This is a genomic window from Streptomyces sp. EDA2-14 (assembly GCF_054963755.1).
On record NZ_JBUEGE010000001.1, the window covers coordinates 1 to 14,835 of the forward strand.

A 14,835-nucleotide genomic window follows, 5' to 3' on the forward strand; every position below is an offset into this window, starting at 1 on the left:
CACACCAACCTGCCATTGCCCCTGCCCCTGCCCCAGCACTCAGAGGCGGCCTGCGGATTTCAGGGCCAGGTAGGCATCCGCAAGGGCCGGGGCCAGTGTGTCCGGGGTGGCGTCCACGACGGTGACGCCGTGGCGGGTGAGTTGTTCCGCTGTGCGTTGGCGTTCGGCCTTGGCCTGGGCCGCTGACGCGGCGTCGTAGATCGCCTCTGTCGTGCCACGAGCCGATGCCATCGATTCGATTTTCGGGTCGGCCACCGCGGCCACGACCACCGTGTGGCGTTTCGTGAGGCGCGAGAGCACGGGGAGGAGGCCCTCTTCGATGGGGGCTGCGTCCAGGGACGTAAGAAGGACGATGAGGGAGCGGCGGTGGGCCGTGTGCAGTGCTGCTGCCGTGAGGCCTCGGGCGTCTGTTTCGATCAGTTCTGGTTCCAGGGGTGCCATGGCGTTGACCAGGGCCGGGAGGACTTCGCCTGCGGTTCGGCCCTGGACCAGGGCGCGGGTTCGGCGGTCGTAGGCCAGCAGGTCCACGCGGTCGCCGGCGCGGGACGCCAGGGCTCCCAGGAGGAGTGCGGCGTCCATGGAGGCGTCGAGGCGCGGGGCGTCGCCGACGCGGCCTGCGGAGGTGCGGCCGGTGTCGAGGACCAGGAGGATGTGGCGGTCGCGTTCCGGGCGCCAGGTGCGCACGGCCACCGAGGAGTGGCGGGCTGTCGCACGCCAGTCGATGGAGCGGGTGTCGTCTCCGGGAACGTACTCGCGGAGGCTGTCGAATTCTGTGCCTTCACCCCTGGTCAACACGCTGGTGCGGCCGTCGAGTTCGCGGAGGCGGGCCAGCTTGGAGGGGAGGTGCTTGCGGCTGTGGAAGGGCGGCAGGACGCGGACCGTCCAGGGGGCCCGGTGGGTGCCCTGGCGGGTGAAGAGGCCGAGGGGGCCGTAGGAGCGGATGGTGACGCGGTCGGCCGTGCGGTCGCCTCTGCGGGTGGGCTGGAGGCGCGTTGTCACACGGCGGCGTTCGCCTGCGGGGACGTTCACGCGGTGGCGGGACGACTCGTGTTCCGTGCCGGAACGCCAGCTGCTCGGGGGCCAGGCGTCGCGGAGTTTTGCGCGCAGGAGGCGGCGCGAGGGGTTGGTGACCGTGAGGGTGACGTCGGCCGGGTCGCCGAGGCGTACGGAGGTGTCGCCCGTGCGTGTGAGGCGCAGGCGGCGTACGGGGGCGGCCAGGGCGAAGTCGCAGGCGCAGGCCAGGGCCAAGGGGGTGTTGACGGCCAGGATGCCCGTCCAGCTGGGCTCCCAGATGCCGACGGGGAGGGAGCCCAGGGCGGCGAGCAGGGCCGTGCGTCCGGTCAGAGCCATTGTCGTGTCGTCCTCCGTTGTGTGCCGGTCAGCGGGGGACGGGGACGTGGGTCAGGATCGCGTTGATGACGGAATCCGGGGTGACGCCTTCCATCTCGGCCTCCGGGCGCAGTTGGATGCGGTGGCGGAGGGTGGGCAGTGCGAGGGCTTTGACGTCGTCGGGGGTGACGTAGTCGCGGCCGGTCAGCCAGGCCCAGGCGCGGGCCGTGGAGAGGAGGGCCGTGGCTCCTCGCGGGGAGACGCCGAGGGTGAGTGACGGGGATTCGCGGGTCGCCCGGCAGATGTCGACCACGTAGGCGGTGATCTCGGGGGAGACCGTGGTCTTGGCGACCGCCGCGCGGGCCGTTTCGAGGTCGGCCGCCGTGGCCACGGGGCGGATGCCCGCCGCTTGCAGGTCGCGGGGGTTGAAGCCGGAGGCGTGCCGGGTCAGGACGTCGATCTCGTCCTGGCGGGTGGGCAGCGGGACGTTCAACTTGATCAGGAAGCGGTCCAGTTGGGCCTCGGGGAGGGGGTACGTGCCCTCGTACTCGACCGGGTTCTGGGTCGCGACCACCATGAACGGTTCCGGGAGCGGGCGCGGCGTGCCGTCGACCGTCACCTGGCGCTCCTCCATCGCTTCGAGGAGGGAGGACTGGGTCTTGGGCGGCGTGCGGTTGATCTCGTCCGCGAGCACGAGGTTGGTGAAGACCGGGCCCGGTTGGAAGGAGAAGCGTGCGGTGTTGGTGTCGTAGACCAGCGAGCCCGTCACGTCGCTGGGCATCAGGTCGGGGGTGAACTGCACGCGCTTCGTGTCGAGTTCGAGGGACGAGGCGAGGGCCCGCACGAGGAGGGTCTTGGCGACGCCGGGCACTCCTTCGAGGAGGACGTGGCCGCGGCAGAGGAGGGCCACGACCAGGCCCGTGACGGTGGGGTCCTGGCCGACCACGGCCTTGGCGATCTCCGTGCGCAGGGCCTCCAAAGACGCCCTTGAGTTGCGGGGATCGGTCGTGGGCCCGGCGTTGTCAGTGGTCGGGTCCATCATGAGTTCCGTACCTCTCTTTCGAGGGCGTCGAGGTGGTCGGCGAGTGCGATGAGGCTTGCGTCGGTCGCGGGTGGCGGGCCGAAGAGGAGGGTGTGCGGGGCCCGGTCTGGCGTGGGGAGTTGGCGTGCCAGGGCTGGGAGGAAGGTCTCGGGCGAGTGTGCCTGGGACACGGGGACGCCGATGAGGGGGGCCAGGCGGGTGCGGGTGGAGATACGCAGGGCTGTGGCGGCGCGGTCGCGGGCGTTCGCCTTGCGGTAGAGGCGGGCGCGGCCTTCGACGGTTTCGGAGGCGCGGATCGCGACGGGCAGGCGCTCCTGGACCAGGGGGCCGAGTCGGCGTGCGCGCCACAGCGCGGCCAGTGCTGCCGCGATGAAGAGCTGAAGGGCGCCCCAGAGCCAGCCGCTGGGGATCAGGTCGACGAAGCTGCGCTTGTTCTGTGCGTCGCCGGCCGCGGCCTCGTCGGAGAGGGAGGGGAGGTACCAGACGACATGAGGGCGGGAACCGAGGAGTTGGAGGGCGAGCGAGGCGTTGCCCTGCTTGTCGAGGCTGTCGTTGAGAAGGATGTCGGGGGCGCCGAGGACGACCGTGTCGCCGCCGCCGGTGGGGGCCGGAAGGCGCAGCAGCGTGGGGGAGTCGTCGCTCGGGTAGCAGGAGTCGGCGCCGGTGACGGTCGAGCTGTAGCGGTGGCCGCCGGTGTCCGCGGGGCCGGCGCGGCGGGCCGCGGGCAGCGCGCAGTCGGGCGCGAGGGACTTGCCTGCGGCGGGCTCGGGGGCCACGGAGACGCCGGGTGCCAGCCGGTCGACGGCGGTGGCACCGGGGGCGACGAGGACGGTGCGGCCGCCGGAGTCGGTGGTGGCGGCCTGGAGCTGGGACTGCTGGTGGTCCGTGAGCTGGTCGGGGGCGGCGACCAGGAGGGTGGTGTCGCGGCCTGCCGCGGCGCGGGCCTCGGCGGTCGTGGTGACCACGCGCGTGTCGACGCCGCGTGCGGCCAGGAGTTCGGCGACGGCGCGGCTGCCGCGCTGGTCGGCGGAGCGCGGATCGAGGGCGCCGTGCTGCTCGCCGGAGCGGATCACCGCGATGACCACGGCCGCGACCAGGAGGAGGACCAGGGCAAGGGCGATGCCGCGGGTACGGGTCCAGATCTGTCGGGCCGTGGGCGTGATGGAGGTGGCGCCGTCGGGAGCCGGTGGCGGTGGGGGCGCGGTGAGCGTCGCCGTGGCGGTGGCCTCCTGGTGCGTGCCTGGACCGGATTCCGCTTGGCGTGTCGGGTGGTGGCCCGGGTGGGCGGCGGTGGCCCGCCCGTCGGGCGTGAGGTCGCCTTGTTCGCGGGGCGGGTTCGGGGTGCGGGGGTCGGTCGGGTCGGTCACCGGGGCGCTCCCGCGGCGGAGGTGAGGGCGGGGGCGGTGCGTTCCGCTTCGGTGTCCAGGGCGGACAGCCGCTCGTACGTTTCCGGGGTCGCGGTGCGGCCGCCGTACGCGATGTCGTCGAAGTCGCGGGCGGCCGCGCGCAGGCGGTCCGCGAGTGCGGGCAGCGGGCGGGCGGCTTCGGCTGCGGCCTCGTCGGCGGTGCGGCCGGGGCGCGGGTCGAGGAGGGCGCGTTCCTCCAGGGAGCGGACCAGGGCGCGCATCCGTTCCTGGACGGCCTGGTTCCAGTGGTCCTGGGCGGCGTGCGCCTCGGCGGCCGCGCGGTGCTCGGCTGCGCTGCGCGGACGGTCGTCGAAGAGCGGGGCGGCGGAGGTGGGGGAGCGGCGCGGCGTGCCGAGGCGCCACCACAGGGCGGCCACCAAGGCGACGACGCCCAGCAGGATCACGAGCAGGCCGACGGTGCCGCCTGGGGTGGCGTCGGCCGCCGCGGAGAAGAGCTCGTCGATCCAGTCCCAGAACTTGTTCAGGGCGCGCATGAACCAGTTCGGGTCGTCCTGGTGGTACGCGGGCTTGGACAGCTCGTGCTTCGCCGCCTCCCGCGCGGGGTCGCGCGGGATCGTCACCGGCGGCTCGTCGCCGCCGGCGAGTACCGACCGGATCGTCGTGTGGAGCACTCCCCCGGGTGCGCTCACCCCATCAGCTCCCCGGTGTGGCGCCGGAGGCGGACCCGTAGTCGTGCAGGCCCGCGGCGCGGGCGAGCTCGAGGTCGAGGGCCTCGCGGCGGATGCGGCGGTCGATGTAGAGGAGCACGGTGACGCCGGCCGTGATCGGGAAGGTGATGGTGGAGCCGACGACCGAGCCGATGCCGGTGACGATGAGGAAGGCCCAGCCGAGGTTGCCGCCGCTGTCCAGGAGACCGGCGAAGCCGTCTCCGCTGACGGCTCCGGCGATGACGGTGAACGGGACGAGGATGATCTGCGAGACGATCCCGGCGATCAGGGACGCCAGGATCGTGATGCCGAACACCCGCCACCAGGAGCCGCGGACGAGCTTGACGGAGCGGCCCATGGCCTTGCCGACGGTCTGCTTCTCCAGCATCAGCGCGGGCGAGGCCAGCGACAGGCGGATCATCAGCCAGATCGTCACGGCGAAGCCGGCGAGACCGCCGACGACCCCGAGCGCGACGCCGCCTCCGGTGGAGCCGAGTACGCCGACGAGGACACCGGGCGCGACGCTCACGAGCATGATCGCGGCGGCGATCAGCGGGAGCAGCAGCGTCAGGCCGAGCAGCCTCAGGATCTGGGGCCGGGCATCGCGCCAGGCCTCTCCTATGGTCACGGGCTGGCCGAGCACGGCGCGGCTGGTGACGGTCGTCAGGAGGGCCGTCGCGACGATCGTGCCGAGCAGCGTGACGATGCCGACGACCGCGGAGCCGATGAAGAGCCCGCCCAGGGCGTCGAGGATCTCGCGCGGGGTGGCGTCCGGGTTGTCGAGGGCCGCGCTGGTCGCCGCGTCATTGAGGACGAAGCCCTGCAGGAGGACCGACAGGAGCTGGGTGATCACGGCGACCGTCAGCGAGATGCCGAGGACGGTGCGCCAGTAGGTGCGCATGGTCGACACCGCGCCGTCGAGGATCTCGCCGACGCCGAGCGGGCGCAGCGGGATGACGCCGGGCTTGGCCGCCGGGGGCTTGCCCTGCCAGCCGCCGCCCCAGCCGGGGTAGCCGCCTGCGGGGCCGCCCGGTCCCTGGCCGTAGCCGCCGCCACCCTGGCCGCCCCAGCCTTGACCGCCCCAGTTCTGGCCGCCCCAGCCCTGGCCCTGGCCCTGGCCGGGAGCCGGCGGGGGCGGAGGAGGGGTCTGGGCGGAGCCGGAGGGGGCGGACCACTGGGCGGGGGGCGGCTGCTCCTTGGACCACTTCGGGCCCTGGCCGGCGGCGTCCTGCGGCGGTGTGTCCTGAGGGCCGGCGCCCTGTGCGTCGCCGCTCTGGCCGGGGTTGTCCTCGCGGTTGCCGTCCGGGCCGTCGGAGGGGGCAGATCCGGGCGATGCCCAGCCCGGAGTGTCGTTCATCGTCGCTCCTTCAAAGTGCCCGTCCGCGGTCGCGGCAGCAGGTTGGCTGCCATCGTGCCATGGGGTGGGCACCTGATGACCGGGCCCCGTAAGGGCTGTACGCCTTCAATTGTCGGGGCGGTCCGGGGCAGACTGGGCGGATGGCTGATCAGTACGCGCAATCCGGCGAGGACATACGGCCCATCGACGACAAACAGTCCGAGGTCGTCGACATCCCGGCGATCCGTTGGGAGGAGCCGGCGGAGGGGCCCGTTCTGGTGCTGCTCGACCAGACGCGGCTGCCCGCGGAAGAGGTCGAGCTCGTGTGCACGGACCCGCAGGCCCTGGTGCAGGCGATCCGTTCGCTGTCCGTGCGAGGGGCGCCGCTGCTCGGGATCGCGGGGGCGTACGGGCTGGCGCTCGCGGCCGCCCGCGGCTTCGACGTCGAGGAGGCGGCGAACGCGCTGGCGGACGCGCGGCCCACCGCGGTCAATCTGGCGTACGGGGTGCGCAGGGCGCAGGAGGCGTACCGGTCCGCGCTCGCGGGCGGGACCGGGGACGAGGCGCGGGAGCGGGCTGCCGCCGCGGCGCTCGACGCCGCGCGGGCGCTTCACGCGGAGGACGCCCGGGCCAGCGCCATGATGGCCGAGCGGGGGCTGCGGCTCCTGGACGAGCTGGTGCCCGGTGGCAATCACCGCATCCTGACGCACTGCAACACCGGGGCGCTGGTCTCCGGCGGTGAGGGCACGGCCTTCGCGGTCGCGCTCGCCGCGCACCGGGCGGGGCGGCTGCGCCGGCTGTGGGTGGACGAGACGCGTCCGCTGCTGCAGGGCGCCCGGCTGACCGCCTACGAGGCGGCGCGCGCCGGGATGACGTACACGCTGCTCACGGACAACGCGGCGGGGTCGCTGTTCGCCGCGGGTGAGGTGGACGCCGTGCTCATCGGCGCCGACCGGATCGCGGCGGACGGTTCGGTGGCGAACAAGGTGGGGAGCTATCCGCTCGCGGTGCTGGCGCGTTATCACCATGTGCCGTTCATCGTGGTCGCGCCGGTGACGACGATCGACCCGGAGACCGCGGACGGGGCTTCCATCGAGGTGGAGCAGCGGGCCGGGCATGAGGTGACGGAGGTCACGGCGCCGCGGGTGCCGCTGGCCGGAGTGGAGGCAGGTGGCGGGATTCCGGTGGCACCGCTGGGGACGCAGGCGTACAACCCCGCGTTCGACGTGACGCCGCCGGATTTGGTGACGGCGATCGTCACGGAGAGGGGCATTGTGTCGCCTGTGACACGTGAGGGCTTGGGTGAGCTGTGTGACAGCTCACTCCAGGTATCGATGAGCTAATGGGATGATGTGGTCCATGAAGGGACGAGTCCTTGTCGTCGACGACGACACCGCACTGGCCGAGATGCTCGGCATTGTGCTGCGTGGTGAAGGTTTTGAGCCGTCGTTCGTAGCTGACGGCGACAAGGCGCTGGCCGCTTTCCGTGAGACCAAGCCCGATCTGGTGCTGCTCGATCTGATGCTGCCGGGCCGGGACGGTATCGAGGTGTGCCGCCTGATCAGGGCGGAGTCCGGGGTGCCGATCGTGATGCTCACGGCGAAGAGCGACACCGTCGATGTGGTGGTGGGCCTCGAATCGGGGGCCGACGACTACATCGTGAAGCCGTTCAAGCCGAAGGAGCTGGTCGCCCGGATCCGGGCGCGGCTGCGGAGGTCGGAGGAGCCGGCGCCGGAGCAGCTCGCCATCGGTGACCTGGTCATCGATGTGGCCGGGCATTCGGTGAAGCGGGACGGCCAGCCGATCGCGCTGACGCCGCTGGAGTTCGACCTGCTGGTCGCGCTCGCGCGCAAGCCGTGGCAGGTGTTCACGCGTGAGGTGCTCCTCGAGCAGGTCTGGGGCTACCGGCACGCGGCGGACACGCGCCTGGTCAATGTGCATGTGCAGCGGCTGCGTTCCAAGGTCGAGAAGGACCCGGAGCGGCCGGAGATCGTGGTGACCGTCCGAGGCGTCGGTTACAAGGCAGGACCGAGCTGACGTGTCCCGAAACAGTGCCGCTTCGGCGCCCGGGGCCCAGGGGTCCCGCCCGGAGCGGCCTGTGGGACCCGCGGCGGGGCCGACCGCCGCTCGTGGTTCACGGCTGCGCCGGGCCCTCGACGGAGGTCTGCTGCTCCAGGGCGGGATGAAGGGCAGCCCCGTGCTGCGCCTGTTCGCGCGCTGGGTGCGGCGCCCGCTGCTGCCCGCGATGCGGCTGTGGCGGCGGAACATCCAGCTGAAGGTCGTCGTCACGACGCTGCTGATGTCGCTCGGTGTCGTGCTGCTGCTCGGCATCGTCGTCATCGGTTCGGTGCGCAACGGGCTGCTCGATGCCAAGGTGAAGGCCTCGCAGAGTCAGGCCGAGGGCGGATTCCGCGCGGCCAAGGACAAGGCGGACTCCGCTGCGGCCGGGGTGCGGGACGGCGCGTCCGGCGACAGCCGCACCACGCTGAACCCGAACAACTGGATGAGCGAGCTCGTCACGCAGCTCGCCAGTGGCGGCAAGGGCGCGTTCGACGTCGTGACCCTCAGCTCGAACGATGCCGACAGCGGCAACGGGCGGGCGCCGCGCGGCTCGGGCCTGGTGGATCCGAACCGCAGCGTGCCCGACGATCTGCGGGTGCAGGTCGACCGGATCGCCGGTGCCTCGCAGCAGTACACGAAGATCGTCTACGACGGCGGCAAGGATGCCCAGCCGGGCCTCGTCGTCGGCAAGCGGCTCAACGATCCGCAGGGGCACGCCTACCAGCTGTATTACCTCTTCCCGCTGACGCAGGAAGAGAAGTCCCTCGGCCTGGTCAAGGGCACGCTCGCCACGGCGGGCCTGTTCGTCGTGGTGCTGCTCGGGGCCATCGCCTGGCTCGTCGTACGGCAGGTCGTCACGCCCGTGCGGATGGCGGCCGGGGTCGCCGAGCGGCTCTCCGCGGGGCGCCTCCAGGAACGTATGAAGGTCACCGGCGAGGACGACATCGCGCGCCTCGGCGAGGCCTTCAACAAGATGGCGCAGAACCTCTATCTGAAGATTCAGCAGCTCGAGGACCTGTCGCGGATGCAGCGGCGCTTCGTCTCGGACGTGAGCCATGAGCTGCGTACGCCGCTGACGACGGTGCGGATGGCCGCCGATGTCATCCATGAGGCGCGGGTCGACTTCGACCCGGTGACCGCGCGGTCCGCGGAGCTGCTGGCCGACCAGCTGGACCGGTTCGAGTCGCTGCTGGCCGACCTGCTGGAGATCAGCCGGTTCGATGCCGGGGCCGCCGCGCTGGAGGCCGAGCCGATAGACCTCAGGGAGGTCGTACGACGTGTGGTGGGCGGCGCCGAGCCGCTCGCCGAGCGCAAGGGCACGCACATCCTGATCGTCGGCGACGAGCAGCCGGTGGTCGCCGAGGCGGACGCCCGGCGTGTGGAGCGCGTGCTGCGCAACCTTGTGGTGAACGCCGTGGAGCACGGCGAAGGCCGGGACGTCGTGGTGCGGCTCGCGGCCGCGGGCGGCGCGGTCGCCGTCGCGGTGCGCGACTACGGAGTGGGGCTCAAGCCCGGCGAGGCGACCCGCGTGTTCAGCCGGTTCTGGCGGGCCGACCCGGCACGCGCGCGTACCACCGGCGGAACCGGGCTCGGCCTGTCGATCGCCCTGGAGGACGCGCGGCTGCACGGCGGGTGGCTGCAGGCGTGGGGCGAGCCGGGTGGTGGCTCGCAGTTCCGGCTGACGCTGCCGAGGACGGTGGACGAGGCGCTGCGCGGTTCGCCGATACCGCTGGAGCCGGACGACTCGCGACGCAATCGGGGGATCGGTGACGCCGGGCTTCCGAGCGGCGAGGGCCAGAAGCTCGCCACGGTGCCGGCCCAGTCGCCGCCCGTGCCGGCCAAGGCCCCGATCGCCCCGCGCCAGGTGCAGGCGGCGTCCGCCGACCCCACGGCGCTGCCGGGCAGCGGCGCGCGCGTAGTGGCGCGTGGCGGGGCGAACAATGTGCCGCAGCAGGCCGAGGACCGTGCGGAGCACGGCGTCCCGGACGAGCACGGCGCCCTGGACGAGCGCAGCGAGCCGGACGCGGCAGGCGCGGCAGATGTGACGGGCGCGGCGGACGAGGCGGGCGAGGCGTCGGCCGAGTCCGGGGCGGCCGAGCGGGCTCGTACGGAGCGCACGGCGGCGACATCGCGTGGTGAGGGGAGCGACGGCGGTCGTGGATGAGCAGCGGGTGCCGCGTCAGCGGCGCGGGATGCGGGCCGGGATCCTGGCCGGGTGCGGTGCGCTCGTGCTCGCCGGATGCGCGTCGATGCCGGACAACGGAGGGCTCGAATCCGTCGAGGCCTCGCAGCGACCGGACTCGCAGGTGCGTGTCTTCGCGCTGCCTCCGAAGGACGACGTCGGTCCCTCCTCCATCGTCGAGGGCTTCCTCGAGGCACTGACCAGCGACGATCCCTCGTACACGATGGCGCGCAAGTACCTGACGTCGAGCGCCGCGAAGGCCTGGGATCCCGAGCGGCAGACCGTGGTGCTCGACGAGGGCCCCAGCACGCGCCCGACGGGCCGGCCGAACGCGGGGGACGACGGGCATTCCTACGAGCTGACCGGACATCAGGTCGCCACAGTCGACCAGCAGCAGGCGTACCAGCCCGAGGGCAGGCCGTACAAGGGGGATCTGCACCTGACGCAGGTGAACACCTCCAAGGGCAAGCAGTGGCGGATCGATGCCCTTCCGGAGGGGGTCGTGCTCGGCGAGTCCGACTTCCAGCGGATCTACAGCTCCGTCAACAAGTACTACTACGCGGTGGATTCGACCTCCGACGGCGAGGCCGGGCAGCGGCGCCTCGTCGCGGACCCCGTCTTCGTGCGGCAGTGGACCGACCCGCTGACGGAGACCGTCAAGGAGCTGCTGCAGGGGCCGACGCGCTGGCTGAATCCGGTGGTGCGGACGGCGTTCCCCTCGCACGCGGCGCTGAAGAAGGGCGTCGACTCGCTGGCGCCGGACGATGCGAACAAGCTGACGGTGCCGCTGAACCAGGCGGGCAGCAGGGCCGGACAGGCCAAGTGCAAGGAGATGGCGGCCCAACTGCTGTTCTCGCTGCGGGACCTGTCGTCGTCGAGCGTGAACGAGGTGGAACTGAAGCGTTCCGACGGCCGGTTCATGTGCGGGATGACCGAGGACGGGGCGGACGCCCTCGCGGCGCCGCGGTCCACCGGGCGTATCCCCGACCAGTACTTCCTCGACGGCAAGGGCCGCCTGGTGCGGATGCCGGGCAAGAGCAGGTCCGACAAGACCCCCGAGCAGGTGCCGGGGCCGCTGGGCGAGGGCGAGCAGGTGCTGCGCTCCGTGGCCGTCTCGCGCGACCAGGAGCGCGCGGCAGGGGTCTCGAACGACGGGCGCTCCCTGTACGTGGCGTCGCTGATCTCGGGCGCCTCGCTGGGCGATCCGGTCGCGCGCAGCAGCGCCAAGGTGGAGAAGAACGGCTTCACGACGCCCAGTTGGGACGGGAACGGGGACCTGTGGGTGGCCGACCGTGACCCGAAGCACCGGCAGCTGCTGATGTTCGGTCAGGGACAGGCCGAGAAGGAACAGAAGGTGCGGGTCGAGGGGCTCGACGACGACGCCACCATCGAGACGGTGAAGATGTCCGCCGACGGGGTGCGCATCGGGCTCCTCGTGACGCGGAAGGACACCACCTCGCTGTGGGTCGGGCGCGTCGAGCGGCGCCCTGACGCGAACGATGACACGGAGGTCTCGGTGACCGAACTGCGCCGGGCCGCACCGCAGATGGAGGATGTCACGGCCGTGTCGTGGGCGGGCGACGGCCGGCTCGTCGTCGTCGGCCGGGAGCCCGGTGGGCTGCAGCAGATGCAGTACGTGCTGAGTGACGGCTCGACGCCGACCGGGCAGGCGCTGCCGGGCCTGACCCGGGTCACGGAGATCTCGGCTTCGGACAACGACGAGCTGCCGCTGCTCGCGCACTCCGACGACGGGGTCGTCCGGTTGCCCTCCGGGGCGGCGTGGCAGTCGGTGCTGAAGGACGGGACGGCTCCGGTCTATCCGGGGTAGTTGGTTCCGGTTCGTCGTCCGGTTCGCTTTCGAGTCTGGGCGGGCGGCCTGGAGCTGCCCGCCCGAACTCATGGACGGGGTGTCACCCACACGTGCTCAACCCCTGGTCACAACGGCCGAGTTGTCCACAGACCGTTGTCCACAGGGGTGGTCGGCCGGCCCGCGGATCGGCCACAGTGGTGGGTATGCGGGGGTGGTGGCAGGACCTCTCCGATCTGGTGCTGCCGGCCGAGTGCGCCGGCTGCGGCAGGTCTCGTACGACGCTGTGCGCGCGGTGCGCGGCGGCGTTGCGCGGCGCCGTGCCGGTCCGGGTGCGGCCGCGGCCCACGCCGCCGGGACTGCCGGTCGTGCACGGCGCCGTCCCGTACCGGAACGCGGTGCGGGCGGTGCTCCTCGCCCACAAGGAGCGGGGCGCGCTCGGCCTCGCCCGGCCGCTGGGCGCGGCGCTCGCCGGGGCGGTGCGCGCCGGGCTCGTGGACGGCGCGCCGGTGGGGCCCGTGACGCTCGTCCCCGTGCCGTCGGCGCCGCGGTCCGTACGGGCGCGCGGACACGACCCGACGCGGCGGATCGCGTACGCGGCGGCGGCCGAGCTGCGCCGTACGGGCGTCCCGGCGCGGGTCCTCGCCGTGTTGCGGCAGCGCCGCGTGGTGGCCGATCAGGCGGGCCTGGACGCCGGGCAGCGGCTGGTGAATGTGGCGGGGGCGCTGGAGACGGTGGGCGGTGCCGGTGGGCTGCTCGCTGAAAGTGGCCGGATTGTGCTGGTGGACGACCTGATCACGACGGGCGCTTCTTTGGCGGAGGCGGCGCGCGCAATAGCGGTCGCGACGGGTTCCGGGAAGATCGGGAAGGAACGCAGGCAGGAGCGGACCCGCACTGCGGCGGGCCGGGGAAAGGCGGGCGAGATCGACGGGATCACGTTCCGGGCGGCCGTCGTAGCCGCGTCACCGGATTCCTTCGAAATAAACCGGAACTAACCGAGAATCTGCATCGTTGCAGGTAGAGACAGGGTTCATTCGCTCGGTTGGAGGTACGCGCCAGTAGAGGGTGCCGACATCCGTCCGAGCGAGATATGTTCGGTTGTGAGGAAGTCGGCAGGAAAGGCGGGCGCCGCTCCTCGCCATTGGATTGCGTCGCCGGGACATTGCACAGGAGATTTCGCAATCACCCGACGTGGTGGGGTGTAGATCTTGTTCACGGGGGAGGAGGAGGTGGAAGTCACCGAGTCCGAGACTCCGGAAATGGCCGGAGTCTGGTGCAAGAGGGAGATGCTCCGCCCAAGGAGCGGAGCTATCCGGGAACGGAGTTCTGCGTGGACATCGTCGTCAAGGGCCGCAAGACCGAGGTACCTGAGCGGTTCCGTAAGCACGTGGCCGAGAAGCTGAAGCTGGACAAGATCCAGAAGCTCGACGGCAAGGTGATCAGCCTCGACGTCGAGGTGTCCAAGGAGCCGAACCCCCGGCAGGCGGACCGTTGCGACCGCGTGGAGATCACGCTGCGCACGCGTGGTCCGGTGATCAGGGCGGAAGCCGCGGCAAACGACCCGTACGCGGCGCTGGACCTGGCCACGGACAAGCTGGACGCACGCCTGCGCAAGCAGCACGACAAGCGGTCGTCGCGCCGCGGCAAGCGGATCTCGGCAGCCGAGGTCGCCGAGCACGTCCCGGACGCCGCCATGCTCAACGGGGACGGCACGATCGCCAAGACCGAAGAGGCCGAGAGCGACGGCGTACCGACCACCAGGATGGGCTCGCTCGAGGTCAAGGGCGAGGGCCCGCTCGTCGTCCGTGAGAAGACCCACGTGGCGGCACCCATGACGCTCGACCAGGCGCTCTACGAGATGGAGCTGGTCGGGCACGACTTCTATCTGTTCGTCGACTCCGAGACCAAGGAACCCAGCGTCGTCTACCGGCGGCACGCGTACGACTACGGCGTCATCCACCTGAGCACCGACCCGATGATCTCCCAGGCCCAGGCCAGGGGAGCCGACGCGGGCGACGCCATCGGCGGCTGACCACAACTGACACCCACTCATCGGGTGCCCCTGGGGTGCATGTGCGCCCCCGGGGGCACCCTTGTGCGACCCCCTTGTGCACCGCGCGGCCGTCGCGCCGACGGCCGGGCATGAAATCATGGCCGTGCCGGGTCAACCGGCGTGCTGGTGCCTCGGGTTGGCGCGGCACAGGAACACGGGCCGCGGCCTTCAGGGGGAGGAACGATGGCGGACAGCTTCGGACTGATGCGGGGCGAGGACGCCGGTGCCGGTGAGGACGGCGCCGACATGGGGCCGGATGCCGGGACCCCTCGCCAGGAGCCCATTCGGGTGCTCGTGGTGGACGACCATGCCCTGTTCCGGCGCGGGCTTGAGATCGTCCTCAAGGCCGAGGAGGACATCCAGGTCGTCGGTGAGGCGGGCGACGGGGCGGAGGCCGTGGACAAGGCGGCCGATCTGCTGCCGGACATCGTCCTCATGGACGTCCGGATGCCCAAGAGGGGCGGCATCGAGGCGTGCACCTCCATCAAGGAGGTGGCACCCAGCGCGAAGATCATCATGTTGACGATCAGCGACGAGGAAGCCGATCTCTACGACGCGATCAAGGCGGGCGCGACGGGATACCTCCTGAAGGAGATCTCGACCGACGAGGTGGCCACGGCCATCCGCGCCGTGGCCGACGGGCAGTCGCAGATCAGCCCGTCCATGGCGTCGAAGCTGCTCACCGAGTTCAAGTCGATGATCCAGCGCACCGACGAGCGCCGGCTCGTGCCCGCGCCCCGGCTGACCGACCGGGAGCTCGAGGTGCTCAAGCTGGTGGCGACGGGCATGAACAACCGGGACATCGCCAAGGAGCTGTTCATCTCCGAGAACACCGTGAAGAACCACGTGCGCAACATCCTGGAGAAGCTGCAGCTGCACTCCAGGATGGAGGCCGTGGTGTACGCGATGCGGGAGAAGATCCTGGAGATCCGCTAGGACTAGGACTAGGAC

Annotated in this window: 12 protein-coding genes; 7 read left to right on the top strand and 5 right to left on the bottom strand. The window is 71.7% G+C overall.

Annotated elements, in window-relative coordinates:
- Positions 1-39 precede the first annotated feature (39 nt).
- The 5 genes from ACY34M_RS00005 to ACY34M_RS00025 all read right to left on the bottom strand — a co-directional run bounded on the left by ACY34M_RS00005 (position 40) and on the right by ACY34M_RS00025 (position 5,802).
- A complete protein-coding gene (locus ACY34M_RS00005) occupies positions 40-1,350 on the bottom strand; it encodes a DUF58 domain-containing protein (RefSeq protein ID WP_462718936.1) in 1,311 nt (436 codons plus the stop codon).
- Positions 1,351-1,378: 28 nt separating this feature from the next.
- Positions 1,379-2,368, bottom strand: coding sequence for an AAA family ATPase (locus tag ACY34M_RS00010; protein WP_462718937.1), 990 nt, complete (start codon positions 2,366-2,368; stop codon positions 1,379-1,381).
- Positions 2,368-3,534, bottom strand: coding sequence for a DUF4350 domain-containing protein (locus ACY34M_RS00015; protein ID WP_462719208.1), 1,167 nt, complete (start codon positions 3,532-3,534; stop codon positions 2,368-2,370). The genes ACY34M_RS00010 and ACY34M_RS00015 overlap by 1 nt, the downstream gene beginning before the upstream one ends.
- Positions 3,535-3,734: 200 nt before the next feature.
- Positions 3,735-4,427: a DUF4129 domain-containing protein gene (locus tag ACY34M_RS00020; RefSeq protein ID WP_462718938.1), complete on the bottom strand. Its 693-nt coding sequence runs from the start codon at positions 4,425-4,427 to the stop codon at positions 3,735-3,737.
- 4 nt (positions 4,428-4,431) lie between these two features.
- Positions 4,432-5,802 carry a glycerophosphoryl diester phosphodiesterase membrane domain-containing protein gene (locus ACY34M_RS00025; RefSeq protein ID WP_462718939.1) on the bottom strand — a complete coding sequence of 457 codons (1,371 nt, stop codon included), beginning with the start codon at positions 5,800-5,802 and terminating at the stop codon, positions 4,432-4,434.
- 140 nt (positions 5,803-5,942) lie between these two features.
- On the opposite strand from ACY34M_RS00025, the gene mtnA reads away from it, so the two are divergent.
- The 7 genes from mtnA to ACY34M_RS00060 all read left to right on the top strand — a co-directional run bounded on the left by mtnA (position 5,943) and on the right by ACY34M_RS00060 (position 14,820).
- A complete protein-coding gene (mtnA, locus tag ACY34M_RS00030) occupies positions 5,943-7,124 on the top strand; it encodes an S-methyl-5-thioribose-1-phosphate isomerase (protein WP_462718940.1) in 1,182 nt (393 codons plus the stop codon).
- Between the two features lie 4 nt (positions 7,125-7,128).
- Positions 7,129-7,818: a two-component system response regulator MtrA gene (gene mtrA, locus ACY34M_RS00035; protein ID WP_306324333.1), complete on the top strand. Its 690-nt coding sequence runs from the start codon at positions 7,129-7,131 to the stop codon at positions 7,816-7,818.
- A 1-nt stretch (position 7,819) separates the two neighbouring features.
- The gene (mtrB, locus tag ACY34M_RS00040; protein ID WP_462718941.1) at positions 7,820-10,006 is read left to right on the top strand and encodes an MtrAB system histidine kinase MtrB; all 2,187 of its coding nucleotides are present in this window, start codon (positions 7,820-7,822) and stop codon (positions 10,004-10,006) included.
- Complete coding sequence (locus tag ACY34M_RS00045; RefSeq protein ID WP_462718942.1) at positions 9,999-11,852, top strand: LpqB family beta-propeller domain-containing protein; 1,854 nt, start codon at positions 9,999-10,001, stop codon at positions 11,850-11,852. Before mtrB ends, ACY34M_RS00045 begins: the two co-directional genes overlap by 8 nt.
- A gap of 185 nt (positions 11,853-12,037) precedes the next feature.
- The gene (locus tag ACY34M_RS00050) at positions 12,038-12,826 is read left to right on the top strand and encodes a ComF family protein (protein ID WP_462718943.1); all 789 of its coding nucleotides are present in this window, start codon (positions 12,038-12,040) and stop codon (positions 12,824-12,826) included.
- Between the two features lie 335 nt (positions 12,827-13,161).
- On the top strand, positions 13,162-13,863 hold the full coding sequence (gene hpf / locus ACY34M_RS00055; RefSeq protein WP_462718944.1) for a ribosome hibernation-promoting factor, HPF/YfiA family: 702 nt from the start codon (positions 13,162-13,164) through the stop codon (positions 13,861-13,863).
- 204 nt (positions 13,864-14,067) lie between these two features.
- The gene (locus ACY34M_RS00060; protein WP_462718945.1) at positions 14,068-14,820 is read left to right on the top strand and encodes a response regulator; all 753 of its coding nucleotides are present in this window, start codon (positions 14,068-14,070) and stop codon (positions 14,818-14,820) included.
- Positions 14,821-14,835 lie beyond the last annotated feature (15 nt).

Coding starts and splice junctions, on each gene's coding strand:
- ACY34M_RS00005 (WP_462718936.1), bottom strand. CDS start 1,350: ATGGCTCTGACCGGACGCACGGCCCTGCTCGCCGCCCTGGGCTCCCTC.
- ACY34M_RS00010 (WP_462718937.1), bottom strand. CDS start 2,368: ATGGACCCGACCACTGACAACGCCGGGCCCACGACCGATCCCCGCAAC.
- mtnA (WP_462718940.1), top strand. CDS start 5,943: ATGGCTGATCAGTACGCGCAATCCGGCGAGGACATACGGCCCATCGAC.
- ACY34M_RS00050 (WP_462718943.1), top strand. CDS start 12,038: ATGCGGGGGTGGTGGCAGGACCTCTCCGATCTGGTGCTGCCGGCCGAG.
- mtrA (WP_306324333.1), top strand. CDS start 7,129: ATGATGTGGTCCATGAAGGGACGAGTCCTTGTCGTCGACGACGACACC.
- ACY34M_RS00060 (WP_462718945.1), top strand. CDS start 14,068: ATGGCGGACAGCTTCGGACTGATGCGGGGCGAGGACGCCGGTGCCGGT.
- ACY34M_RS00025 (WP_462718939.1), bottom strand. CDS start 5,802: ATGAACGACACTCCGGGCTGGGCATCGCCCGGATCTGCCCCCTCCGAC.